The organism is Geothrix edaphica, from assembly GCF_030268045.1.
In the GTDB taxonomy this organism is placed as follows: Bacteria; Acidobacteriota; Holophagae; order Holophagales; family Holophagaceae; genus Geothrix; species Geothrix edaphica.
In genome coordinates this window covers 401,779-425,295 of sequence record NZ_BSDC01000001.1, presented here as the reverse complement: position 1 = coordinate 425,295, position 23,517 = coordinate 401,779, and the positions used below count along the sequence as shown (strand labels likewise).

20 protein-coding genes and 1 tRNA gene are annotated in these 23,517 nt (G+C 66.0%); 15 read left to right on the top strand and 6 right to left on the bottom strand.

All coding sequences use genetic code 11. The annotated features are described in order from the left end of the window. The first annotated feature begins 77 nt into the window (after positions 1-77). The 3 genes from QSJ30_RS01950 (at position 78) to mobA (ending at position 4,826) form a co-directional block, all read left to right on the top strand. The gene (locus QSJ30_RS01950; protein WP_285606102.1) at positions 78-3,131 is read left to right on the top strand and encodes a sensor histidine kinase; all 3,054 of its coding nucleotides are present in this window, start codon (positions 78-80) and stop codon (positions 3,129-3,131) included. A 76-nt stretch (positions 3,132-3,207) separates the two neighbouring features. Next, positions 3,208-4,254 carry a GTP 3',8-cyclase MoaA gene (gene moaA / locus QSJ30_RS01945; RefSeq protein WP_285606101.1) on the top strand — a complete coding sequence of 349 codons (1,047 nt, stop codon included), beginning with the start codon at positions 3,208-3,210 and terminating at the stop codon, positions 4,252-4,254. Further along, entirely contained in the window at positions 4,251-4,826 is a 576-nt protein-coding gene (gene mobA / locus QSJ30_RS01940) for a molybdenum cofactor guanylyltransferase (protein WP_285606100.1), read from the top strand. The genes moaA and mobA overlap by 4 nt, the downstream gene beginning before the upstream one ends. A 13-nt stretch (positions 4,827-4,839) precedes the next feature. Here mobA and QSJ30_RS01935 read toward each other — a convergent pair whose 3' ends face one another. Then, positions 4,840-5,217: a (2Fe-2S) ferredoxin domain-containing protein gene (locus tag QSJ30_RS01935; protein WP_285606099.1), complete on the bottom strand. Its 378-nt coding sequence runs from the start codon at positions 5,215-5,217 to the stop codon at positions 4,840-4,842. Between the two features lie 285 nt (positions 5,218-5,502). On the opposite strand from QSJ30_RS01935, the gene QSJ30_RS01930 reads away from it, so the two are divergent. The 9 genes from QSJ30_RS01930 to QSJ30_RS01890 all read left to right on the top strand — a co-directional run bounded on the left by QSJ30_RS01930 (position 5,503) and on the right by QSJ30_RS01890 (position 14,002). Next, on the top strand, positions 5,503-5,823 hold the full coding sequence (locus QSJ30_RS01930) for a c-type cytochrome (RefSeq protein WP_285606098.1): 321 nt from the start codon (positions 5,503-5,505) through the stop codon (positions 5,821-5,823). 58 nt (positions 5,824-5,881) lie between these two features. Next, on the top strand, positions 5,882-7,597 hold the full coding sequence (locus QSJ30_RS01925; RefSeq protein WP_285606097.1) for a DUF3373 family protein: 1,716 nt from the start codon (positions 5,882-5,884) through the stop codon (positions 7,595-7,597). A gap of 66 nt (positions 7,598-7,663) precedes the next feature. Then, the gene (locus QSJ30_RS01920; protein WP_285606096.1) at positions 7,664-9,850 is read left to right on the top strand and encodes a molybdopterin-dependent oxidoreductase; all 2,187 of its coding nucleotides are present in this window, start codon (positions 7,664-7,666) and stop codon (positions 9,848-9,850) included. 12 nt (positions 9,851-9,862) lie between these two features. Next, positions 9,863-10,414 carry a 4Fe-4S dicluster domain-containing protein gene (locus QSJ30_RS01915; RefSeq protein ID WP_285606095.1) on the top strand — a complete coding sequence of 184 codons (552 nt, stop codon included), beginning with the start codon at positions 9,863-9,865 and terminating at the stop codon, positions 10,412-10,414. Positions 10,415-10,423: 9 nt separating this feature from the next. After that, entirely contained in the window at positions 10,424-11,404 is a 981-nt protein-coding gene (gene nrfD / locus QSJ30_RS01910; RefSeq protein WP_285606094.1) for an NrfD/PsrC family molybdoenzyme membrane anchor subunit, read from the top strand. 11 nt (positions 11,405-11,415) lie between these two features. Continuing rightward, positions 11,416-12,003: a TorD/DmsD family molecular chaperone gene (locus QSJ30_RS01905; RefSeq protein WP_285606093.1), complete on the top strand. Its 588-nt coding sequence runs from the start codon at positions 11,416-11,418 to the stop codon at positions 12,001-12,003. Between the two features lie 47 nt (positions 12,004-12,050). After that, positions 12,051-13,430 carry a sigma-54-dependent transcriptional regulator gene (locus QSJ30_RS01900; RefSeq protein ID WP_285606092.1) on the top strand — a complete coding sequence of 460 codons (1,380 nt, stop codon included), beginning with the start codon at positions 12,051-12,053 and terminating at the stop codon, positions 13,428-13,430. Positions 13,431-13,488: 58 nt separating this feature from the next. Beyond that, positions 13,489-13,890 (top strand): helix-turn-helix domain-containing protein, encoded by a 402-nt coding sequence (locus QSJ30_RS01895; protein ID WP_285606091.1) that lies wholly within the window; start codon positions 13,489-13,491, stop codon positions 13,888-13,890. A 35-nt stretch (positions 13,891-13,925) separates the two neighbouring features. After that, positions 13,926-14,002: transfer RNA gene (locus tag QSJ30_RS01890), tRNA-Pro, on the top strand. A 178-nt stretch (positions 14,003-14,180) separates the two neighbouring features. On the opposite strand, the gene QSJ30_RS01885 is transcribed toward QSJ30_RS01890, so the two are convergent. Continuing rightward, a complete protein-coding gene (locus tag QSJ30_RS01885; RefSeq protein WP_285606090.1) occupies positions 14,181-14,912 on the bottom strand; it encodes a hypothetical protein in 732 nt (243 codons plus the stop codon). Positions 14,913-14,952: 40 nt separating this feature from the next. Beyond that, the gene (locus QSJ30_RS01880) at positions 14,953-16,239 is read right to left on the bottom strand and encodes a tyrosine-type recombinase/integrase (protein ID WP_285606089.1); all 1,287 of its coding nucleotides are present in this window, start codon (positions 16,237-16,239) and stop codon (positions 14,953-14,955) included. 1,224 nt (positions 16,240-17,463) lie between these two features. On the opposite strand from QSJ30_RS01880, the gene QSJ30_RS01875 reads away from it, so the two are divergent. Further along, positions 17,464-18,117: an NUDIX hydrolase gene (locus QSJ30_RS01875; RefSeq protein WP_285606088.1), complete on the top strand. Its 654-nt coding sequence runs from the start codon at positions 17,464-17,466 to the stop codon at positions 18,115-18,117. Between the two features lie 423 nt (positions 18,118-18,540). Here the strand turns inward: QSJ30_RS01875 and QSJ30_RS01870 are convergent, their stop codons facing one another. From QSJ30_RS01870 to QSJ30_RS01860, 3 genes are all read right to left on the bottom strand, one after another. Next, positions 18,541-19,464 carry a hypothetical protein gene (locus QSJ30_RS01870; protein WP_285606087.1) on the bottom strand — a complete coding sequence of 308 codons (924 nt, stop codon included), beginning with the start codon at positions 19,462-19,464 and terminating at the stop codon, positions 18,541-18,543. A 76-nt stretch (positions 19,465-19,540) separates the two neighbouring features. Beyond that, positions 19,541-20,818 carry a type II toxin-antitoxin system HipA family toxin gene (locus QSJ30_RS01865; RefSeq protein WP_285606086.1) on the bottom strand — a complete coding sequence of 426 codons (1,278 nt, stop codon included), beginning with the start codon at positions 20,816-20,818 and terminating at the stop codon, positions 19,541-19,543. Then, positions 20,815-21,117 carry a helix-turn-helix domain-containing protein gene (locus QSJ30_RS01860; RefSeq protein ID WP_285606085.1) on the bottom strand — a complete coding sequence of 101 codons (303 nt, stop codon included), beginning with the start codon at positions 21,115-21,117 and terminating at the stop codon, positions 20,815-20,817. The genes QSJ30_RS01865 and QSJ30_RS01860 overlap by 4 nt, the downstream gene beginning before the upstream one ends. A gap of 441 nt (positions 21,118-21,558) precedes the next feature. Here QSJ30_RS01860 and QSJ30_RS01855 point away from each other — a divergent pair, with 441 nt between their 5' ends. Both QSJ30_RS01855 and QSJ30_RS01850 read left to right on the top strand, forming a co-directional pair. Next, positions 21,559-22,617 carry an SPFH domain-containing protein gene (locus QSJ30_RS01855; protein ID WP_285606084.1) on the top strand — a complete coding sequence of 353 codons (1,059 nt, stop codon included), beginning with the start codon at positions 21,559-21,561 and terminating at the stop codon, positions 22,615-22,617. Position 22,618: 1 nt separating this feature from the next. After that, on the top strand, positions 22,619-23,515 hold the full coding sequence (locus tag QSJ30_RS01850; protein ID WP_285606083.1) for a diacylglycerol kinase catalytic domain-containing protein: 897 nt from the start codon (positions 22,619-22,621) through the stop codon (positions 23,513-23,515). Positions 23,516-23,517 lie beyond the last annotated feature (2 nt).

Here is a 23,517-nt window from a genome sequence, read left to right as displayed (position 1 = left end):
TCCCATGCCTCCCAAGGATCACGGAGAGCGCCCGTCGCGCCGATGATCCTCCTTAGACACGACGGAATCTTCCCCCGATGCGCCCACTCCGCCCCCTGCTCGCCTGGCTCTGGCTGGGTCTCGCCGGCATCCTCCCGCCCCTCGCGGGACAGCAGCCGGCCTTCCGGCGGTTCGGGCTGCGGGATGGCCTGCCTCAGAGCCAGGTGACGGCGATGGTCGAGGACCGGCACGGGTTCCTGTGGGTGGGCACCAACACGGGCGGCGTCGCGCGTCTCGGGGCCTCGGGCTTCCGGACCTTCGCCGGTCCCCAGGGTCTCAAGGCCCTCTTCATCCACACGCTCCTGGAATCCCCCTCGGGCAGCATCTGGGTGGGCAGCCAGGAGGGTGTCTCCGAGATCCGCGGCGAGACGGTCCTGAACTACCGACTGGACCAGGAGGTGGAGGCCTTCGAGGGCCGGACGCTGGGGCTGGATGACCAGGACCGCGTACTGGTGGGCAATCGCCAGGGCCTGTTCCGGCTGGAGGAGGGCCGGTTCGTCCCGGTCCAGCTGCCCGCGCCCTGGCCCGGAGGACCGATCTTCCGCCTGGCCCGGGATCACGCCAGGGGCGTGTGGATCCTCGGGCGCGACAACCTCGTGGCGAGATGGGATCCGCAGGGCCTCCGCATGTATTCCCTCTCCACCAAACATCCCGGCGGCCGCGCCCGCGACCTCCAGGTGGATACGCGCGGGCAGGCCTGGCTGCTGCTGGACGGCGCCCTGCTCCGCATGGACCGGGGCCGGTGGGTGAACGAGGCCCTGGCCGGGCTTCCCCGCATCCCCCGCATGGTCAGCCTCCGCTTCAACCCGCAGGGCGAGGGGTTCCAGATCTCCCTGGGCGGCGACGGCGTGCTGGTGCGGGAACCCGACGGACGCACCCGGGTGCTCACCGCGGAGGCCGGGCTGCCCCGCGACCGGATCTTCATCGCCATGCGGGATCGCCGCGGCGTGCTCTGGATCGGATCCGACGGCGACGGGCTCGCGGCTCAGGCCCTGCCGGAGCTGCAGACCCTGGACAGCGCCGACGTGATCCGGGGAAGGGACCTGGCCGCCGTGTCGGGGATCCTCGAGCTGGCTCCGGGCAGGTACCTGCTGGCCGCCAGTACCGGGGTCTACCTCGTGGAAGAGGGGCGGAACATCATCGGCCACTGGACTCAGCGCGAGGGCCTGCCGGCCACCGAGACCTGGGGCATGCTCCCGGATGGATCGGGCGGCGCCTGGGTGGGCACGGACCGCGGCCTCGCCCGCTGGAGGAACGGCCGGGTCTCGGTAGCAGGCCCGACCCAGATGTCGAAGGCGGCCGTGCTGACCCTGGTCCGAGACGGAACCGGCATCCTGGCCGGCACGGATCAGGGCCTGTTCCAGCTCGACGCCCAGGGGGGCCTCCTGGCCCACCACCGGCTCCCGCCCGAGTCGGGCAACGAATCCGTGTCCGACATCGTCCGCTACGAGGGCCGCCTGCTGCTCGCCACGGGTTTCGGCCTGTGGGAGCTGGCCGAGGGCAGGCTCCAGCGGGCCTTCCCGGACGCGCCCTTCGCCGCCTCCACCGTGACCGCCATGGCCATCGACGCCCGCGGGAGGCTCTGGGTGGGCACCATGAAGGGCCTCCACCTGTGGCGGGATGGCCAGTGGGCCACTTTCGGGCTCAACGAAGGCCTGCCGGACGAGGGGATCAATTTCATCGCGGATGTGGGGCGTGGGCGCATGGCCTTCGGCCACAACAAGGGCGTGACCCTGCTGGAGGGCAGGAACCTCCATCACCTGAGCCGCAGCCAGGGCCTGATCTCCGAGGAGACCAACCACGACGGGTTCCTGCTGGATTCCAAGGGGCGCCTCTGGATCGGGATGATCGGCGGCGTCTGCATCCTCCGCGATGCCCAGGGCTTCCACAACGCGCCGCTGCGCCCGCCCACGCTCCTCGATGTGCGCTGGCCCGGCGGCTCCGCGGCCCTTCCCCGGGAGGCGGAAGTCCCCCCGCGCCCGGATTTCCTCGACCTCAGCTTCGACACGGGCGATCCCCTGGTTCCCTCCCAGCTCCACTACCAGGCGTACCTCCACGGTGTGGATGAAGGCTGGCGGCCCGTGAGCCAGGGGCTCACGCTCCAGTACCGGAACCTCAGGGCCGGCCACTACGATTTCCGGCTGCGCGCCTCCAGCGACGGCGTGGCCTGGGCGGAGGCGGCCCCCGTCTCCATCGTCGTCAGCCCAGCCTGGCACGAGCGCTGGCTGGTGCGGGGCCTGATCGGCCTCGGCCTGCTGGCCCTCCTCGCCTGGGCGCTCTGGTGGCGCGGCCACAGCGTCGCCCTCCGCTCCCGCGAGCTCGAGGAGACGATCGAAAGCCGGACCCTCATGCTCGACCGGCAGAACCGCGCCCTGGAGCACGCCCACCAGCAGATCAAGCGCAGCCTCGAGAGCCGGCTGAAGCTGCTGGACATGGTCACCCACGACCTCCGCTCCCCCCTCACCACCATCCTCCTCACGCTGGACCGCCTGCGCGAGCTGATCCCCGCCGCCAACATGAACCTCCTCGACGTGATGGAGCGCGAGGCGAACCGCATCGAGACCCTCGTCCGGAACCTGCTGGACCAGAGCCGCTCCGAAGCGCTGCTCCAGAGCCTCAAGCTGGTGCCCACGGTCCCGGCCGAAGTCACGGAGGGCTTCGAGGATGTGCTGCGCCTCAAGGCCGAAGCCAAGGGCCTCGCCTTCCACCTGGAGGTCGCCCCGGAAGCGGAGCAGGCGCACATCCAGGCCGATGCGGCCACCCTCCATCAGGTCATGCTGAACCTCTTCGAGAACGCCCTGAAGTTCACGCCCGCCGGCGGCCAGGTCGGCATCAGGTCTTCCGTGGACTGGACCGCCCGGACCTGGTGCCTGGAGATCTGGGACACGGGACGCGGGCTGGACGCCTCCAAGCTCCACGAACTGCTCCAGCCCTTCCGGCAGACCCAGGTCGGCGACGCGGCCCGCGGCTGGGGCCTGGGGCTCTCCATCTGCCAGAGCATCATCGACGCCCACCGGGGGGAATTGAAGATCGACAGCGAACCCGGCCGGGGCTCCCGGTTCAAGGTGGAACTCCCCCTGCAGGAGCCCTGACACCCCTGTGACCAAGGGCATAATCCCCGGACGGGGCCGGGGCATTCCGCGCATCCTGGGTGGACCCGGAGATTTCGTGCCCTCCTCTTTCCCCATGCCCACCAACAACCAGCCGCCCCGCATGCTGAGGCTGAAGGACGGGCTCAAGGACGGGCTGGGGCGGGCCATCACCTACCTGCGGGTCTCCGTGACCGAGCAGTGCAACCTGGCCTGCGTGTACTGCAAGCCGAGGACCGGGGCCCTGGAGCGGGCGGAGCCGCCCGCCATGAGCCGCAACGAGGTGGTCCAGGCCGTGCAGGTCTTCACGAGCCTGGGCATCCGGAAGGTGCGGCTCACGGGCGGGGAACCCCTGATGCGCCGCGACCTGGAGACCATCGTCGCCGGCATCAGCCCGGAGGTGGAGGGTCGGGTGCATCTCACCACCAACGGCTTCCACCTGGCCCGGCGCGCCCGGGGGCTGCGCGACGCGGGACTGTGCGGCGTGAACATCAGCCTGGACGCCGCCGAGCGTGGAGCCTTCGAGCGCCTCACCCGCAAGGACGGGCTCTCCCGGGTGCTGGCCGGAATCGAGGCTGCCCGCGCCGCCGGTCTCAAGACCAAGCTGAACGCCGTGGTGCTGCGCGGCTGGAACGAGGACCAGATCCTCCCCCTGGCCCGCCTCGCGCAGGCCGAGGGCATCCAGGTCCGCTTCATCGAGTTCATGCCCTACCAGGGCAACGGCTGGGGGCAGGACCAGTTCATGCCCGCCACCGAGATCCTCGGCCTCGTCCAGGAGGGCCTCGGCGCTCCGCTGGAGGAGGAGCCGGTGGTCGGCCTTGAGGAGGGTCCGGCGCGGATCTTCCGCCTGCCGGACAGCGAGGGCAAGGTGGGCGTCATCTCCACCCTCAGCGCCGATTTCTGCGACCGCTGCAACCGTGTGCGCCTCACCAGCCGCGGCGAGCTGCAGGCCTGCCTCTTCGGGAACAGGCCCGTCGACCTGCTGGAACCGCTGCGGAACCACGCCTCCCACGAGGACCTGGCCCGCCTCATCCGGCAGACCCTCACCGAGAAGCTGGACTGCCATCCGATGCGCCGCGGCCAGAAACCGGAGTTCGCCAACGGCATGTGGCAGGTGGGCGGGTGAAACCTGGAACCGCGGGGCTGCTGCTCCTGAGCGGGGGCCAGAGCCGCCGGATGGGAGCGGCCAAGCACACCCTGGCGCACCCGGCGGGAGGCACCTGGGGCGGGCGGCTCGTCCAGGTGTTCGAGACCGTCTTCCCGGGAGCGCCCATCCGGGTGCTCGGGGACCCGCTGCCGGACCGCCCGGAACTCGCCGTGATCGAGGATGCCCGCGAGGGCCCCGCCAAGGCGCTCCGGGCCTGGGCCGCGCTGGAGGAGCCCGCCGTGCGCCGCTGGTGGGTGGTGGCCTGCGACCAGGTGCGGTGGACCCCCGCGAGCCTCGAAGGCTGGGCTCATCGCGCCGAAGCCGCCGACCCGCAGGCCCTCCACTGGGTCGTGGCGCAGCATGGGGGCCGCCTCCAGCCCCTCGGCGGCTGGCTTGCCGCAGCGCTCCGGCCCGCCATCGCCACGGCCACGCCACGGTCGCTCACGGCCCTGGCCCAGTCCCTGCCCCACCTCATCCTGCCCTGCGATGGGCCCGAGTGGGTGGACGTGGACACACCGGAGGAGCGGCGCGTGTTCGAGGACGAGGCCTAGGACCGTCGGCGCGTCAGCCCAGCCGTTTCCGCACCAGCCGCTCCACCGGCACGCCGCCCTTGAGGTGGCTCTCGATGATCTCGGGCACGTCGGCGGGCGTGACGTGGGCGTACCAGATGCCGTCCGGGTACACCAGCACCGCCGGTCCGATGGCGCAGAAGCCCACGGAGCCGCAGTGGATGCACTGCACCTCGCCCTCGCGGTTGCCCTTGTAGAAGAGCAGCTTCTCGTCGATCAGCTGGGCCTTGAAGGCCTCCAGCACGGCCTCGGACCCGTTGGCCGTGCAGCTCTTCGCAGTGCAGACCAGCACCTGCCGCTGCAGCGCGGTCCCCATCACAGGGGTCACGGCGGCATCCTGCTCGGGCGTGGGAAGGGGACGGGATGGATCCATGGAAGGCCTCGCGGAATCACACGATACCAGCCCTTGCCGGGTCTTGATGGAAGGTTCCAGATCCATGCCAATCGAAGGTTTTGAATCAAATTACTTAGTGGTTATTTAATTATTAGTGACCATGGTCACGAACGACTTGACCTCGTTATTCACCCGTTCATCCTCTATCCAGCGCCGCTCCTAGCGCGCCCACAGCAAGCTCCCACAGGATCCCCGGGGTCCAGGGCCTTCGGCCTGCCCGGTCGGTGCCATCCCCCCCACTTCTCCCCAGAAAGGACGTGCTCCATGCGGAACACCCTGAAGCTTCTCGCCGTGATCGCCACGCTCTCGGCGTCGCTGGCCGCCCAGGGCGGCAGCGACACCAAGGGCAAATTCTTCTTCAAGAAGAGCTGCAAGTCCTGCCATGCCGCCGGCGGCGGCGCCAAGGAGATCACCCCCCTGTCCAAGACCCAGGCCCAGTGGAAGGCCTATTTCGCCGCCGGCAAGCACAAGAAGGGCGCCGAGCGGATCGACTCGATCGTGAAGCCCGAGCAGGTCAAGGACGTGCAGACCTTCCTCGTGAATCACGCATCCGACTCTCCGCAGCCCGAAACCTGCGGCGGCTGATCTCCACTCCCTCTTCCTCCACCCCCTGCCCCCAAACCCCACCCCGGAGACTCCCACCATGAACTCCCGAATCGCGTTCGCCCTCGTCGCCATGCTGGCGCCCGCGGCCCTCAGCGCCCAGTCCAACCAGGACCTGCAGAAACAGATCGAACAGCTGAAAGTCCAGCTGAAGGCCGTCGAAGAGAAGGCCGCCGCCGCGCAGGAAGTCGACACGCGCCTGACCAAGGTCGAAACCAAGGTCGCCGGCGACAACATCCAGTGGGGCGGCGACCTCCGCACCCGCTTTGAAAGCAGCGAGTGGCACTTCAAGCCCTACACCCAGTTCATGGGCTTCGCCCAGAACCCCGGCGTCCCCGGCAATCCCTATCCCTTCATGGCGCTGACCCAGCAGGTGCCCGCCCAGGACTGGAGCAACTCCGTCCAGTGGTCCACCCGCCTGCGCCTCAAGATGGGCATCACCATCAACGAGCACGCCAAGATCATGGGCCGCCTGACGATGTACAAGGTCCACGGCGGTGCCGATGTGCCCACCTTCAACGGCTCCCCGAACACGGTCCAGAACTCCTTCAACAGCGCCAAGGTGCCCGGCACGGATGTGCTGCGCGTCGAGCGCGCCAGCCTCGTCTACGACTTCCCCGTGGGCATCCTCTCCATCGGCCGCCAGAACACCTCGGACGGCCCCCCGTTCGAAGTGAAGGAGGGCGTCGAGCGCCAGGCCACGCCCCAGGCCCTGGCCGTGAACGCCATGGTCGACGGCATCGGCTTCAAGTTCCAGCTCGACAAGATCGGCCTGCCCGAGGGCACCCTGCTGGGCATCTGCTACGGCGTGGGCTATGAGTCCGGCTTCGGCGGCGGCGGCAGTGTGAAGTCCAGCGCCGCGCCCGTGGGCTTCAACTTCACCAACGTCGACTGGGCCTCCCCAACCCAGCCCAACGCCCAGAAGGCCACCCTGCAGGTCAACAGCATCGGCCCCCTGAAGGACAGCACCGTCCTGGGCGCCATGTTCGACATGCCTCTGCTCTTCCAGATCGGCGACAGCGTCCAGAGCACCAACCTCTACATCGGCTACAACCGGATGGGCAACCTCACGGACATCCCCTTCGGCAGCACCAACAACTTCCCCGTGCCCGCCATGCCCGGCATGGGCGGCATGCCCGCCATCCAGTACGTCACCGCCACCAACAACCTGGGTGACATCGACCAGTGGACCGCCACCTGGAAGCACAAGGTGGGCGACAGCTTCACCTACTTCGCCAGCTACGGCCACATCAAGAGCCTGCCCAACGGCAAGATGAGCCAGTACGGCGCCTACTGGACCATGCCCGCGGCCATGGGCGGCCAGACCCAGCAGCTCGCCGGCTTCGGCGGCCTCCTGGGCGATGCCAACAAGAGCCAGACCGCCAGCGCCTACTACGCCGGCTTCCGGTGGGACCCCAGCGAGAAGATCGGCTTCGGCGTCGAGTTCAACCACGGGTCGCCCCGGTGGTGGACCTACAGCCCCGCCACCGGCGAGGCCACCGAGAAGCTCGGCACCCGCGGCGACGTGTGGGAGGGCTACATCCACTGGCAGTTCGCCAAGAATGCCGCCTTCCGCCTGGGCTACCTGGACTACAAGTACAGCCACGCCTTCAGCGGCTGGCACATCTCCCCTGGCCCCGCCATGCCCGGCCAGTCCTGGGAGGACGCCTACGACCTGAGCAAGAACCCGATGCTGCAGTACGGGTTCCCCGCGACGGTGAAGACGACCTACGCCTCGATCGAAGTGAAGTTCTAGAAGCCTGAATGACCTGGGCCGGGGGGGCGACCCTCCGGCCCTTCCTCGATCACCAGGGAGACCACGATGGGAACGATTCGCATGGATCGCCGGCTGTTCCTGAAAAGCGCGGGCGCCACCGCCGGGGCCGTCGCCGCCACACAGGTGGGATGCCTCAGATACTTCAAGAAGGGGCGCAGCTCCGCTGCAGAAACGAAGGAGATCCCGACGACCTGCGAGCTGTGCCCGAACAAGTGTTCGGCCATCGCCGTGGTCGAGGGCGGCTTCGTCCGGAAGCTGAACCCCAACCCCGAGAACCCCAAATCCCGTGACATGCTGTGCGCCCGCGGCAATGCGGCCATCAAGCAGGTCTACGATCCCGACCGCCTCAAGCAGCCCATGATCCGCGTGGGGGCCCGGGGCGAAGGCAAGTGGAAGCCCGTCAGCTGGGACGAGGCCTTCGACTTCGCCGCCAAGAAGCTCTCGGAAGTGAAGGACAAGTACGGGCCGGAAGCGTCCCTCTGGTCCTCCACCGAAGGCTTCCAGGAAGTCTTCTTCAAGAACCTGGGCCTGGCCTTCGGGTCGCCCAACCTCGTGCGCCACCCGACCCTGTGCCTGGCCTCGGTCAACCTGGCCTACAGCGCCACCTTCGGCACCGTCCCGAGTTTCGACCTGCTGAACAGCAAGTTCGTCATCATGTCCGGCGCGAACCGCTTCGAGAGCATCATCACGCCCGACACCATGGACCTCATCGGCGGCGTGATGGAGCGCAAGGCCAAGCTGGTCTACCTGGATCCCCGCTTCACCGTCACCGCCGCCAAGGCCGACGAGTGGTACCCCATCAAGCCCGGCACCGACCTGGCGTTCATTCTCGCCATGATCCACGTGATCATTGCGGAGAACCGCCACAGCAAGGACTTCGTCGCCGCCTACACCACCGGCTTCGAGCAGCTCGCCGAGCACGTGAAACAGTACACGCCGGAGTGGGCCGAGAAGGAGACGGAGATCCCGGCCAGGGACATCGTCCGCATCGCCCGCGAGTTCGCGGACGCCGGCGCCCGGGCCCTCTACTACGCGGGCCGCCGGTCCTCCTGGTACCAGAACGACTTCCAGATGCGTCGCGCCCAGGCCATCCTCAACGCCATCGTGGGGAACTGGGACCAGATGGGTGGCATGGTGCCCAACGCCAAGCTCCCCAAGGGCGAGTTCCTCTTCATGCCCTGGGATGAGCCCAAGGCGCCCCGGGTGGATGAGATCAAGACGGCCTTCCCCCTGGCCGCCGCCGGCGACGGCGTCTACCTGAAGCTGCGCGAGAACGTGCTCAGCGGGAAGCCCTACCCCGTCAAGGCGTGGATGGTCTACAAGCAGGACCCCATGAACTCCCTGCCCGACCAGGCCAAGACGCTGAAGATGATCGAGCAGATGGACTTCATCGGTGTCATCGACGTCCAGATGAGCGACATGGCCTGGTATGCGGACGTGGTCTTCCCCGAGAGCGCCTACCTGGAGCGGACCGATCCGGTCGAGGTCATGCCCGGCATCTGGCCCGCCGTGGTCTACCGCCAGCAGGTGGTGAAGCCCATCCACGACACGAAGCCGAACCTGGAGATCGTTCAGGGCCTGGCCAAGCGGCTGGGTCTCGGTGACTACTTCGACTACACCATCGAGCAGTGGGTGGAGGCGGAATTCAAGGACCTGCCCATCCCCATGGCCGCCGAGCACATGAAGAAGCACGGTGTCTGGGCCGCCAGCGGCCAGCCCAGCTACGGCAAGACCCTGACCCCGGACCATCGCTTCGTCACCAAGACCGGCAAGATCGAGATCTTCTCCGAGCGCCTGCAGGAGGCGGGCTACGACCCGCTCCCGGTCTACACGGCGCCCGTCCAGCCGCCCGGCGACCGGTTCCGGCTGATCCTCGGCCGCGTGGGCTACTTCACCCACGCCAACCAGTCGAACAACGTCTGGCTGCACGAGTTCATGAAGGAGAACGACCTCTGGATCAACCCGAAGCCGGCGGGGCGCCTGGGCATCAAGGATGGCGCCTTCGTGAGCGTCGCCAGCAGCGTGGGCAGCGTGAAGCTCAAGGCCCGGGTCACGGAGGAGATCCGTCCCGACTGCGTGTTCATGCTCCACGGCTTCGGCAAGAAGTCGAAGATGCAGAGCCTGGTCTACAACGTGGGCGCCAGCGACGCGGTGATCCTCGAGACGGCCTGGGACAAGGTGTCCGGCAACGCCGCCTTCCACGAAACCTTCGTCAAAGTCGCGAACGCCTGAGGAGGGTGGACCATGGCCATCAAGAAGAAGCGCTACGCCCTCGTCATCGACTCCAGGAAATGCATCAACTGCAAGGCCTGCGTCGTCGCCTGCAAGGCTGAGAACCGGGTTCCCATCGGGAACTTCCGGAACCGGATCAACGAAGAACGGAAGGGCGAATACCCCAAGCTCAGCATCAACTTCGAGCCCGAGCAATGCCACCACTGCGCGGAGCCCTCCTGCGTCCGCGTGTGTCCCACCGGCGCCTCCTGGCAGCGCAAGGACGGCATCGTCCTCGTCAACTACGACGAGTGCATCGGCTGCCGCTACTGCATGGTTGCCTGCCCCTATGACGCCCGCTACTTCAATGAGGAGGAGGGCGTGGTGGACAAGTGCACCCTCTGCAGCCACCGGGTGGACAAGGGCGACATTCCGGCCTGCGTCGAGACCTGCCCTTCCAAGGTGCGCGTCTTCGGCGACCTGGAGGATCCCGCCAGCCGGATCCACGACCTGCTCGCCACGCGGCGCTACCGCGTGAAGGAACCCCAGACGGGCAACGGCCCCCAACTCTATTACCTGCTCTAGGAGGAAGACATGCACGAGTTCAACTGGGGTCTCCTCATCGTCGTCTACCTCTTCCTGGGCGGGCTATCAGCCGGGCTCTTCTTCGCCGCCGGTCTCGCAGACTACATGACCGTCGACGACAAGCCCGTCTACGCCCGCGTGGCCCGCATGGGGGCCTTCCTCGCGCCCTGGCCCGTGGCCATCGGATCGGGCCTGCTCATCCTCGACCTGGGGAACTGGTACCGCTTCTACAAGCTGTTCACCCACTTCCGGTGGGAGAGCCCCATGTCCATCGGGTCGTATCTCCTGACCATCTTCACGGTGATCGCCTTCCTCTACCTCTTCGCCTGGCTCACCGCGGACGAGCGCCAGTGGCTCTTCAGCAAGGTGCCCGCCACCTGGAAGCAGGTCCACCGGCTGAACGTGGACCTCTCCGCCTGGCGGGGGAAGATCGCGATGGTGGGCTTTCCTTTCTCCATCGGCGTGGGCATCTACACCGGTGTGCTGCTCGGAGCCGTATCCGCGCGCCCCTTCTGGAATACCAACCTGGTGGCTCAGATGTTCCTGTTCTCCGCCCTCTCCAGCGGCGCCGCGGCGCTCATGCTGGCCATGGTCCTGAACAAGAGGAGCCCCGCCGAGAAGCACGAGATCAAGTTCCTGGTCACCCTGGATGTGGTGTTCATCTCGCTGGAGCTGTTCATCATCCTGCCCTACCTGATCCACGGGCAGCTGTCCTCCCTGGCCGTGAAGCAGGCCCTGGGCCTGATCCTGGGCGGCCCCTACACCTTCGTCTTCTGGGGTCCATTCCTCGTCATGGGTCTCCTGGTACCGCTGGCCATCGAGGTCTACGAGCTCGCCCCCAACATCTTCAAGGGCCACGAGTTCCACGGCAGCCGCAACCTGGCCCTCACCGCCGCGGGTCTGGTCCTGATCGGCGGCTTCCTGCTCCGCTACATCTTCGTCTACGCCGGCCAGGTGAGCAGCTTCCACCAGATGGGGCTGCTCCGCTAAAGGGACCACTCATGCCACTCGCGCTCCTGGCGGACCTCGCCCAGATCCTCGCCGAAGTCTTCCTGGAGCCCGATGCCGATCTCAAGGAGGGGCTGGAGCAGCTGCTGGACAGCGGCCCCAGCCCCTCCCTGGCGACCCCCCTGGCCCGGATGGTGGAACACGCCCTGCCCGCCCAGGAACAGCCCGTGGAGTACGCCCGGCTCTTCCTCCACGCCAAGGACACGGACATCGTCCACCTCTTCGAATCCGTCCAGGCCCGGGGCCACCACATGGCCCCCGAGGTGCTGGAGCCCCTCAAGGCCATCTACGACGAGGCCGACATCTCCATCCAGGAGAACCTGGGCATCCCGCCCGACCACCTGGGGCTGGAGCTCGCCTGCCTCAGCTACCTGCTGGGCCAGGTTGTCGAAGGCGACCTGGCAGAGCGGGACCGGTTCGTGGAACTGGCCCAGCGCCTGCTCCGGGAGCACCTGCGTCCCTTCGTGGCGCGGGTGACTGAGCAGCTGCCCCAGGTGCAGCCCCACCCGTACTACCAGGCCGCCGGGGAACTGGCCGGCACCCTCTGGCCGGAAACCGAGAAGGCATTGGCGGAATTCTAGCCAACCCCCTGCTGGACAAAGGCTTGCCCCGCCCCCAGCATGGAACCATGAGCGTCCCCACGACCATCCTCCTGGTGGATGACGAGCCGGGCATCCGGCGGTCCCTGGGCGAAGCCCTCAAGGATGAGGGCTACCACGTTGTGAAGGCCGAGCGGGGCGAGCAGGCCATCGACCTGCTCCACAACCCCGACGGCGAAGGCATCCAGCTCATGCTGCTCGATGTCTGGCTACCGGGCCAGGACGGCCTGGAGACCTTGAAACAAGCCAAGCAAGTGCGGCCCGACCTGCCCGTGGTGATGATCTCCGGGCACGCGAGCATCGACACCGCGCTGCAGGCCACCAAGCTGGGCGCCTTCGACTTCCTGGAAAAACCCATCGACCTGGATCGCCTGCTGCTGGTGACGGGCAACGCCCTGCGCCAGTCGAAGCTGGAGCGCGAGAACCAGCGCCTCCACGCGGAGGTCGAGGGCGGCCGATTCTTCCTGGCGGACAGTCCCGCCATGAAGCGGCTCATGGCCGACGTGGCCCTGGTGGCGCCCACGGAAGGCCGCGTGCTGCTCACGGGCGAGAATGGCAGCGGCAAGGAGGAAGTCGCGCGGCTCCTCCACGTGCAGAGCCCCCGCAAGGACGCCCCCTTCGTCGAAGTCAACTGCGCCGCCATCCCCGAGGAGCTCATCGAGAGCGAGCTGTTCGGCCACCAGAAGGGCGCCTTCACCGGCGCCGTGCGCGACCAGAAGGGCAAGTTCCGCGAGGCGGACGGAGGCACGCTCTTCCTCGACGAAGTGGGCGACATGTCGCTCAAGACCCAGGCCAAGGTCCTGCGCGCCCTCCAGGAGGGCCGCGTGGAGCCCGTGGGCGGGGGCGGCGCCGTGGGCGTGGACGTGCGCGTCATCGCCGCCACCAACAAGGACCTCTCCGGCGAGATCACCAAGGGCCGCTTCCGCGAGGACCTCTACTTCCGCCTCGCCGTGGTGCCCCTGCGCATCCCGCCCCTGCGGGAGCGGCCCGAGGACATCCTGCCCCTGGCCGAGGCCTTCATCAGCCGCATCGGACGCCAGTACGGTCGCCCGCCCAAACACCTGGGACCCGAGGCCAAGGACACCCTGCTGCGCCACGACTGGCCCGGCAACGTGCGCGAGCTGAAGAACCTCATGGAGCGGGCCGTCATCCTGGGCCGCGGCGCCGAGATCGGCCCCCGGGACCTGGGCGCCCTGGCCGCCCGTCACCTGGCCGAACCCGACCCCTTCTCCTTCCCCGAGTTCCCCAGCCTCAAGGAGGCCCGCGACTGGTTCGAGGCCCAGTACCTCCAGCGGGAGATGAAGCTCCAGAGCGGCAACATGACCCGCGTGGCCGAGCGCGTGGGCGTGGACCGCTCCAACCTCTACAAGCGCCTCAAGGCCCTGGGCATCGAGCCCAGGGAAAGCTAGATGATCGCCGCCCTGCCCTGCTTCGCAGGGGGCGGATCACGACCGGCGGAGGCGGGCCGTGAGTGACAAGAAGTGGTTCAAGATTGGTGAAGCCGCCACCCTCATCGGCGTGGGTCCCAAAGACCTGCGCTACTGGGAAGACGTCATCCCCGACATCAAGCCCCGGCGCAGCAAGGGCAACCTCCGCTACTACCACGTGGACGAGCTGCCCCGCCTGAAGCGCATCAAGGCCTGGCTGGCCGAGGGCCTCACCGTGGCCGACTGCGCGGAGCTGCTGGCCCATGGCCACCTCGTGCAACGCCTCGACCTGGGCCTGGACCTCGATGAACTCCCCGCCGCCCCCGCCGCGAAGCCCAAACCCACCATCCCGAGGCTCCTCCGCACCAGCTCCGACCTCCAGCCCATCCTCAAGTCCGTGCGGGCCCTTCACGAGCGCCTGTCCCGGCCAGTCAAACCTTGACCTGAGCCCCCGTCCGGTCTAGAGTCAATGATTCACGGCGCGTGGCGCAGCCTGGTAGCGCACTACCTTGGGGTGGTAGGGGTCGGAGGTTCGAATCCTCTCGCGCCGACCAAAAAAAACTTGAAATGAGGAGATTTGGCAACACCCCTGGAATGCGCTGCACATCCGCAGCACAGCCCACCAGGTCATCCTCAGAAAAGCCACCCTTTGGGGTGGCTTTTTCGTTCCCAGTTGGGATCTCTCGAAGTCGATTTGGCGAGGCCCTGAACAGATCCATATGGCCCCCGAGGTCACTCCCCATAGATGGCCGTCCGCTTCAACCGGAGGGGGGTCAGCCCCGGAACGCCAATGAGCCCCCCGAGGTGTGCCACGGCCACAGAAAGCTGCCGGAGGCTCACCCAGGGGCCAGAAACCTTCTCATCCAGCACACCCATGTGCTGGGCCCGGGCCATCAGCGCCTGCATGTCCTTGGGGATCGGGATGTGTCGAAGCCGGCCGCGCCCATCGCTGAAGACGTAGAACCCCCTCACGAGGGCACCCTTCCTGAGATCAAAGCGCCTGGCCTCCTGCAGCTCCAACCCAAGGCACAGGATGGCGCGCACCACAATCCGAAGCCGAAGGTCATCACCATACACGGAATCAAGCTCCTCCTTGAACCGCACGACTTCCGCCGGACTCAGAGGAGGCGGAGCCACACTGGCCTCCCGCGGATAGGGATAAGGACTGAATGAAGCCCTCCTGTACCCCTCCTGAACCGCGAACTGCATCAGCCGGTTGTAGTCACCTACGAAGCGATAGCCCGTCCTGCGACGACCGTTACCACCGGCCAGGTAGCGCTCCAATTCGCCCGTGAAGTCCTCGGATCCAATCTCATCGATGGGCGCCGCCAGGAACCTGGGGGAGGCATTACGGCGAATCAACCGGGCTCCGGTGTGATGGATCTCCCGGGGACCGCGGCGAGCGTACTCCTGGATCACCTCTATCACACTCATGTCTGCTGCATCTTTGTCGTGTCTCGTCATAGAACCCAGCTCCGTAATCCATCAGTAAAGCCGCATGGCTCTAACCACGATCCGGCGGCTGCCCCTCCCTCCCGTCTCGCCCCCGACCCGTGAGCAGGTCCGCAGCGCTGCCCTGGGCCGAGACCAAACGAGACGAGGAGGTGTTCACGTAGCGAGCAGCGACCGCAAGGGTTTCCCAACCCATCAGCTCCTTGAGGACGAACATATCTGCGCCCATCTGGACCAGAGCGGAGGCGTAGGTCGCCCGCAGCCTGTGCCAAGCTACCTTCTCTGTCATGCCGATATCCTTGGCTGCCCGGCGAAAAGCCTCAAGACACCAACCCTCACTGCGCCGCTTCCTGGCGTAGGGAGCCGGGAAGAGCGGTGCTGCGTCCTCCATGGATGGGACGTGTTTCAGCAACTCCTGGATGTCCTTCGGGGCTGGGAGAAGGTACTCGACGCCGTTCTTGGTAATACCAGTAGCGAGTTGGCTCAGCCCATTTCGGAATTGGCTCTTCAGCAGGTCACGTGCGTTTGTGGTCCGCAAGCCAACTAGTGCCATCACCCGGATGTAGATCATGGCGTAGAGGTCGTACTGAACGTACCTGTCGTAGCGCCGCAGCAGTTCTTCGAAGTGCTCTAGTGGAACAATGATGGGGATTTTGCGTTCCATCTTGGGAATCATCGGCAACCTAGGAAGGCGACTCACCCGTTCCGTTTTCAAGAGCCACCTCAAAGGGATATTGAGGGTAATGATGAAGTTCCGAGGGCCGCCCTGATCGTGCAAACCATGCGGACCCTCTCCCTCCTTGTACCTTGAGACCAGATCCAGCAGGTCCGACTTCTGAAGCCGTTCGATCTCCTTGCGACCAATCTGAGGGATTACGTGAAGCTCGTAGGCGCGCTTCACATTTTCAATGTGGCCCTCGGAGGGTGGCCTCGAACGCATCGGCTCCAATGTGACATTCGCCACCCACAGCCGGAGCCCCTCTTCCACCGTCAGGTGCGGGATGTAGTCTGCACCGGTGAGGACTGCCTGGGCACGGCGAAAGTTCAGCAGCCAGGACTCTGCGTCACGGCGATTCCGCTTCCCCGTGTCACGCGTGAAGGTGCTCTTGCCACTTCGGACATGAACCCACCAGGTCTGAGTCGCATCAGACCACCCGATCCCATTGGAGTATCGGATCGCTCCTCTCCTGGGGTTTGTCTTGGGCTTCGCGGAGGTAGCCCCTTCGGCGCCTTGTTCCTCAACCACCTCAGGTGCCCTCTCATCGGACAATTGTGGGGCTCCGCGGCTCAACTGATCTTCCGACAGGCTGCGCTTGGTATCCGTCTTCGATTTCGCCATGTCCTTCCCTCACCATTTCATTGAGTGTTTGACTGCCTCCACACCCGAATGGGACTTTGATTTCTCGCGAGCGGCCATCATCCCTTGGTAGGAGAACGGGCTCTCCTCTCGTGGCAAGCCACCGTGAGGTGGAGACGCCTCGACAAGTCCCGTCCCTCTGCGGCAGGAGAGCCATACCCGATCGCCTCCTCGTACCAGGCGAACACTTGTGAGAGCAGGTACCTCCTTCGGCCATTCAGCGGATCCCGGCCAAAGGGGAGCCCCCGGTCAACCCATCGCTCCAGCGTCCGAAACGACGGCCTCATGGGGAGTACGCACCCAAGGGCCTCCCGAAGTCCGGAGCGATCCAGGTACGGCTCCGGATCTCCCTTAAAGCAGTGCCTCATCGCAGCCTGGACGCGACGCTCCAAGTCGCTAGAGCCACCCTCGTGGGATTGCCCCACCAGCCCATCCACCGGATGAGCCCCCTCGCCCTTCATGCACTGGGCGGAAGCATCCACTCTGGAAACATATGCGTCTTGGCTCATTCAGATCTTCTCCTCGACGTGGGAAGTCCACGCCTCCGATCAGAGCAGCGCCCAGCGCAGCGCATACTTCGCCGAAGAGAGACGACCTGCCTTGGTCCCAACGTCAGGAGGCCCTGGCTCAGGACTCCACCCAATCACCATCGACGGTGTACCAGACCTCGGTGGGGGTGGTTGCATCCAGGCTCGGGGAGGTGGTGATGTTTGACTCGCGCCCTAGGTGAGACATGTGGAGGACGAGAACAGGGCACCGCAAACAGCCCGAACCAGACGCACAATGCTGCTCGTCTCGTTCGCTATTTGGTGGTGGACCTCGGGTTCTGCGTCGCCAGCCACATTCATTAGGGCCTGCGAATTACACGCAAAAAAAAGCTAGGCTCCTCAAAAAGGAAATCAAGAGCCGCTGCATTTTTTTGAGGGCATGGATGGAAGGGCCACTCAGATTGAATGAGCCCCTTCAGGCCAGCGGCGTTTGAAATACCAAAGTCAGGAGCACCCGAAACCTTCGAGGAATTCCGATGAAGTAAGGACCTCAGGCTATGTCCGGATGGTTCTCCGGCCATTCTCAGGGTCGACTGGCATGAGTCGCGAGTATGATGCATTTGGTCGATAACCCATGCCTCCAGCCCAACAAGTTACCCCACCCGACGAACAAGCCTTCCTCGATGGCTACGACCCATCACAGTTCGAGCGGCCATCGGTGGCAGTGGATGTGGTGCTGCTGGCCCCGGCGGAGGGCAGCCTCCACACCCTGCTGGTGCAGCGGGAGGAGCACCCGTTCAAGGGGCGATGGGCCCTCCCGGGTGGTTTCATCCGCATGAACGAGGGCCTGGATGCCGCCGTGGCCCGGGTGCTTCGCGATAAGGCTGGCCTGAAGGGCATCTTCCTCGAGCAGCTCTACACCTTCGGCGAGCCCAAGCGCGACCCCCGCATGCGCATCCTCAGCGTGGCCTACATGGCCCTGGTGGACCACGACCGGTTCACCAGCCGGCGGACCCAAGGCACCGTGGGCCGGCTGGTCGTCCCATGGGAGGACGAGACCGGTGGCCCCGTCCAGGTGCTCGATCCCCACGACCAGCCCATGCCCCTCGCTTTCGACCACGCCGACATCCTCGGCCTCGCGGTGAAGCGCCTGCGCGGCAAGCTGGACTACAGCCCCGTGGCCTTCCAGCTTCTGCCCGAGTCCTTCACCCTCTACGACCTCCAGAAGGTCCATGAGACCGTCCTCGCCCGGAAGCTCAACAAGGATTCCTTCCGCCGCCGAATGCTGGCCACCGGCCTGCTGGAGCCCACGGGCGAGCAGCAGGAGGACGTGGGGCACCGACCGGCGGCGCTCTATCGATATACGGCGTAGGAGCCTACGTTTCTCCTGGCCCCGCCAATCGCTCGACAAGGCCCCGAATCCGATCGAACCCAGGTGGAAACGCATTGCTGCCTCCTACCGACCTGCGGCGGGATCCCCAGCGGATCTTCAGGCTCCATTGAGTGCCGTCCATGACGTCGAGATCGTCGGAGTAGGTGGGCCACGTCCAAGCGCCTACCTCCTCGAGCGCCTGCGCCAACTCAATCCATTGGGTCTGCTCCGGCGTTGGGAGGTCCTCCCAAGGTTGCGACTCCGGTGGCCACCCCCGGGGAGCCTTGCTGGACCTGAGCCGAAGCTGGGCACCGTCCCATTCGAGATCGAAGTCTGAGCCCCCAAACCCGCCGATCCAGAACCTCAGGAGCTTTGGGGGCAGGGGCTTCCGGCTCCCCCGCTTCCCGGGAACGCGCGCCGCCTTCATGCCACACCCTTCACTTGGATGGCTGGCTGTCGCTTCAAGGAGGGCCATCCAGGCACCTCGAGCACCGGCAACCCCAGGGCCTCAGCCACGGCGACTTCCCTCGCCACGCCTTCTGTGCGGGTGTGACCGCACTGAATCAACGCCTGGCATTGAGCGACGAGGGCCTCGCAGCTGCGGAGCACCTGCGTGCGTACAAGGTCCCCGCGGCGGCCAGTCTCGTCGGCGAATGCAAAGTTCAGGTGGGGCACCACCAAGGTCGCCTGGGGAAGCACTGCTTGGGCCCACCTGGCGAGTCCCGCCATGCGAGCACGGTTGTGAGCAATGGCCTCGGCAGTGCCGTCGCCCCGTAAGGGCCCAGCCAGATACACCAGCCCCGGTTCGCCTCCCAGCCGGTTCCGCACCTCGGTCCAGGCATCCAGCGTGGCCACCAGACGTTCGGTCAGCGTGGCGTCCATCCCCGCGCCGTGGAGACCCTCCGTGGGCCATCCGAAGAGCTCCGCAAGCTCCCCGAGCCGGCAACTGAAGGGCGCCTGAGGCGCCAAGTCCCAGGCCTGCTCCAGGGTGCAGCGCCAGCGGATCCAGGGGAGGACGCGCCCCTCCCGCTCAACCCAAGCCTCAAGGAACCGCTTCTCGAAGGCGGCCTTATGGGCCACCACCTCGACGGGCCCGGGGCCGAGTCGCCCCAGCAGGCCGTCCAGCACCCCGGAGGAGGGCCGGCCCAAGCAGCGGCAGAGATCAGGGTCCAACCCATGCACGGCCACGGCACCCTCGGAGGCGTCCCCGGCATCTGAGACCAGGGCATCCCACGTGTCAGCTCCACGCAGCCCCACCTCAAGCACTCGGTCCGAGGCGGGGTCGAGCCCCGTGGTCTCGAAGTCGAGCACGAACTGGCGGAGGGTGTAGGGCGTGATGGGGATCATGTCTTTTGTCCTGGCTGACCCCCATCCTGGAGGAACTTATTGGACAGTGAGCGTCCACCCTCCGCTGTCACCCTTTTCAGATCATCTGAAACTGGGCTACCAGGGCATCTCGCATACCCACCGGGAGCCCTGCCTCGCCAGCGAACTGATCAAAGGATTCCACCGCCGCCCGGACATCCGCCAGCAGGGCCTCGGGCCTCCGAACACGGAACCGCTCTGCGTGGGTCAGGAAGTCCTCCCGGCGAATGTCGTCGAAGCGTCCATTGATGCTCATCTGATGCCGAGCCGTCCATGCCCCGTTTGGATTGTAGGCATAGATCACGTCATAGGCCGGAGCCAGCGCCCACGGCCCCGTCTGTTTCAGGATGAAGCCGATGTTCTTGGTGTGGTCGTCGCAGTTCCGCGCCATGACGTTAAACGCCATCCGGCGGAACAGCTCATCCCTCGCCTCGGCATCAAGACCCAACTTGTCCATCGCCACGAAGGCCTGACCGTAGTCATGGGTTCCGGCCTGTCGGAAATCCAGGTGGGCCAAGCCGCAGAGGGTCTGGACGTGGTGCTTCTGGTTGCCATCGCGATCAAAGCGGAGCGTCATGAAGTGCGCCCGGCCATTCTCCTCCATGAGCCGGCAAGGCGACATCTGGATCCCGGCCGCTCGCGCCATCAGGTGGTAGGCGTATTCGATTCGCCCGTAGTGCTCCGTCCCGCCAAGTTCCGCATCCTTGCCCACGCCATCGAACTTCAGGAGCCAGTGGGCAAACCCAGGAGGGACGTCGAACTGACCGCTGCGTAGTGTCTTGGTCTCCTCATTCCACGCAACCACAGCCTTCGCCCTGGCGCCACCCGCAGAAGCACCCACCTCGATGAGCTGGGAGAGCGCCTTCTTCGTCAGCACCTGATCGGTCAGATGGCCTTCCAGGATCAACCGCGCCTCATCGACCAGGTCCTGCAGGTCGATGCCCGTGCCGAGTGATTTCCGGCTCCCCATCGCGGGCCTGAACTCCAAGGCACCTAGGCCTCGCATCCCCACGTAGGAGAGGCGATCCAGGACACTGACGGAGTCCTTCGAGATCCCACGCATCTGCAAATAGGCGTCAACCATCCGGTTGCCCCAGTTGTCAGGCAGCGCGTCCGCCAGCATTCCAGGGAGCCCGCTATAAGTCAGCCTCGCCAGCCCCGGAAAGACGAAGGGGCCACGCCCCTCGGCAAGCGCCATGTGCAGGGGGGACAGCTCTACGGCCGCTCGCATCCACGAGGGCGCATAGCTGAAGGCATAGCTGTTGGTCTTGTCGTCGAACGCCACGGCGCCAACCTGCTGCCCCCAAATTCGGACTTCGACAACGTTCGGATTCACAGCTCGCCTTTCTGCTTACGGGTCTTGCGGACACGAACAAGGGGCGCCCGCTGCTTCAGGAGGGCCATTGGATCTACCGAGGGCTTCGGGGCCAAGTAGTTGAGCCCTTCGAGCGAATCGAGGGCCTTGAGGACCTTCAAGAGCGATTCCACAGTGGAGCCCTTCCCTCGCTCCAGGTCACGGACAGCCCGCACACCAAGACCAGCGTGAGCGGCCAGTTCCTCCTGATTGAACCGATGGCGAACTCGGAGGTCTCGAATCCTTGTCCCCAATTCGCCCGCGAGCTCAGCAATGGTCATATACTCGAATATCATTTCAGGCCCTCTTCCGCCGCTTATTTAGAATCCTTCATGTTTCCGGCCATTCTTAGCCGGTATTCCCAATCTAAGGCATTATTATATTTTGTCAATTCCGGCTTTTTTTGGCCGTTTTTGATGCTATCCAACTATTACAGGCCCTAATAGCCCTGTAATACCTTGAAAGGTGTGGCGCTTTGTCGCGGGTGTAGAAGTCTATCCGGCCTGATTGGGCTACTTTTATTCCACTTCCATGATTTGCCTTAAGTTTTAAATATTTAATTGATTGTAGTTATTCCATATTGACAACCCGTTTTCGCACCTAATGAAGGGACTTACAGCCGGGCTCTGCGGTCGCTGCCTCGGAGCCTTGACTTCGATGCTTTAGGCATATATGCTTTGTGTATCGAAGGTGATTCCCCCCTTCGCCCCCCGGAGGCACCCATGGCCGAGATCCGCAGCTACCCCTTCCTGAGGCACCTCCGAAGTGAGGCGAGCTCCCACATCCTCCACTTCCGGCGTTCGCGCCTGCTCAAGCAGGGCCGTGGTCTGGCCTTCTGGTTCCTGCCCATGAGCGACAGCCTGGCCGAGATCCCCGCGGACGACCGGGAGCTCTCCGTGATGCTCCACGGCCGGTCCTCCGATTTCCAGGACATCACCGCCCAGGGCGTCCTCGGCTACAGGGTGGCGGATCCCGCCAAGCTGGCGGGCCGGGTGGACTTCACCCTGGATTCCCGCACAGGCCAATTCCACAAGAAGCCTCTGGAGAGCCTGGCGCAGATTCTCGCCCAGATGGCCCAGCAGCACGCCTCGGACTACCTCACCGGCACCAGCGTCCGCACCATCCTCGTGGAGGGACAGACCCGGCTGCGAGAGCGCATCGAGGCCGGCCTGGCGGGCGAGGGCCTGCTGGAGTCTATGGGCCTGGAGGTCGTCTCCGTCCGCGTCTCGGCCGTGAAGCCCAACCCCGAGTTGGAGAAGGCCCTGGAAGCCCCCATGCGGGAGCACATCAAGCAGGAGGCCGATGAGGCCGCCTTCCAGCGTCGGGCCCTGGCGGTGGAGAAGGAGCGGGCCATCCAGGAGAACGAGCTGCAGAACCGCATCGAGCTCGCCAAGCGGGAGGAGCAGCTCATCGCTCAGGAAGGCCAGAACGGCCGGCGCAAGGCCGAGGAAGCGGCCGAGGCGGCGCAGGTGGCCGCGCGCTCTGAGGCCGAGACCCGGCGCGTCCAGGCAGAGGCGGCGGCTCATGAGACCCGCCTGGGTGGTCAGGCCCAGGCCGAGAGCCTCCAGGCTGTGGAGGGCACCCGGGTCGAACTGGAACAGCGGCAGATGGAGGTCTTCAAGGGCATGCCGCCCGCGGTGATCTTCGGCCTGGGCTTCAAGGAGCTGGCCGGAAAGCTCCAAACCATCGAACACCTGAACCTCAGCCCCGACCTACTCGGCCCCATGCTCACGAACCTGCTGGAGGCCGGCACCAAGCGCCTCGAGAGCAAGGAGTCCTGACATGGCCCTGGGCAAGCTCCCCCGCGTGGTGCTGGTAACCCGGCCCACGGACTACCAGGCCCTGCTGATGGCCCACGGCACCCGGGAGCAGGCCCGCTTCATCCTCAATGGCCACGGCCAGAATCTGGACGAGGTCGAAGCCCAGCACCTGCGCACTGAGCAGGCCTTGGCCTCGGTCCTGCGCGCCATCCCGCTCACTTGGCGGCGGGTGCTGTTGGATCGCGCCGACCTACCGGCCTTCGTCTTCGAGCCGGAGGACCTGGTGGTGGCCCTGGGGCAGGACGGCCTAGTGGCCAATGTGGCGAAGTACCTCGAGGGCCAGCGCGTTCTGGGGCTGAACCCCGATCCCGAACGGGTGGACGGCCTGCTGGTCAAGCATCCAGCGGAGGCCGCCCCCGATCTGCTCCAGGACGCCGTAGCCGGTCGCGTGCCCGTGGAGGCCCGGACCATGGTGGAGGCCCGCCTGGACGACGGGCAGCGGCTCCTCGCCCTCAATGAGATCTTCGTGGGTCACAGCAGCCACCAGTCCGCCCGCTACCGCCTGCGCCTCGGGGACCGCGAGGAGCGCCAGTCCTCCTCGGGCCTCATCGTAGCGACGGGCACGGGCTCCACGGGCTGGGCGCGATCCATCCACCAGGCGCATCACAGCGCCTTCACCTTGCCGAAGCCCACGGTCCCGACCCTGGCCTACTTTGTCCGGGAGGCCTTCCCCAGCCGCGCCACCGGGACCTCCCTCACCGAGGGCATCTTGGGCCCCGGACAGACCCTCGTGGTCGTTTCCGAGATGAACGACCTGGGGACGCTCTTCGGAGACGGGATCGAGGCTGATCGGGTGGCCTTCCCCTGGGGCTCCCTGGCCACACTGGGCCTAGCTCAGGAGCGCCTGAATCTCATTTGAAT

Excerpts from the sequence above, each read along its gene's own strand:
- QSJ30_RS01950 (WP_285606102.1), top strand. The coding sequence starts at position 78 with ATGCGCCCACTCCGCCCCCTGCTCGCCTGGCTCTGGCTGGGTCTCGCC.
- QSJ30_RS01935 (WP_285606099.1), bottom strand. The coding sequence starts at position 5,217 with ATGGATCCATCCCGTCCCCTTCCCACGCCCGAGCAGGATGCCGCCGTG.
- QSJ30_RS01930 (WP_285606098.1), top strand. The coding sequence starts at position 5,503 with ATGCGGAACACCCTGAAGCTTCTCGCCGTGATCGCCACGCTCTCGGCG.
- QSJ30_RS01925 (WP_285606097.1), top strand. The coding sequence starts at position 5,882 with ATGAACTCCCGAATCGCGTTCGCCCTCGTCGCCATGCTGGCGCCCGCG.
- QSJ30_RS01920 (WP_285606096.1), top strand. The coding sequence starts at position 7,664 with ATGGGAACGATTCGCATGGATCGCCGGCTGTTCCTGAAAAGCGCGGGC.
- QSJ30_RS01915 (WP_285606095.1), top strand. The coding sequence starts at position 9,863 with ATGGCCATCAAGAAGAAGCGCTACGCCCTCGTCATCGACTCCAGGAAA.
- nrfD (WP_285606094.1), top strand. The coding sequence starts at position 10,424 with ATGCACGAGTTCAACTGGGGTCTCCTCATCGTCGTCTACCTCTTCCTG.
- QSJ30_RS01905 (WP_285606093.1), top strand. The coding sequence starts at position 11,416 with ATGCCACTCGCGCTCCTGGCGGACCTCGCCCAGATCCTCGCCGAAGTC.
- QSJ30_RS01900 (WP_285606092.1), top strand. The coding sequence starts at position 12,051 with ATGAGCGTCCCCACGACCATCCTCCTGGTGGATGACGAGCCGGGCATC.
- QSJ30_RS01885 (WP_285606090.1), bottom strand. The coding sequence starts at position 14,912 with ATGACGAGACACGACAAAGATGCAGCAGACATGAGTGTGATAGAGGTG.
- QSJ30_RS01880 (WP_285606089.1), bottom strand. The coding sequence starts at position 16,239 with ATGGCGAAATCGAAGACGGATACCAAGCGCAGCCTGTCGGAAGATCAG.
- QSJ30_RS01870 (WP_285606087.1), bottom strand. The coding sequence starts at position 19,464 with ATGATCCCCATCACGCCCTACACCCTCCGCCAGTTCGTGCTCGACTTC.
- QSJ30_RS01860 (WP_285606085.1), bottom strand. The coding sequence starts at position 21,117 with ATGACCATTGCTGAGCTCGCGGGCGAATTGGGGACAAGGATTCGAGAC.
- QSJ30_RS01855 (WP_285606084.1), top strand. The coding sequence starts at position 21,559 with ATGGCCGAGATCCGCAGCTACCCCTTCCTGAGGCACCTCCGAAGTGAG.
- QSJ30_RS01850 (WP_285606083.1), top strand. The coding sequence starts at position 22,619 with ATGGCCCTGGGCAAGCTCCCCCGCGTGGTGCTGGTAACCCGGCCCACG.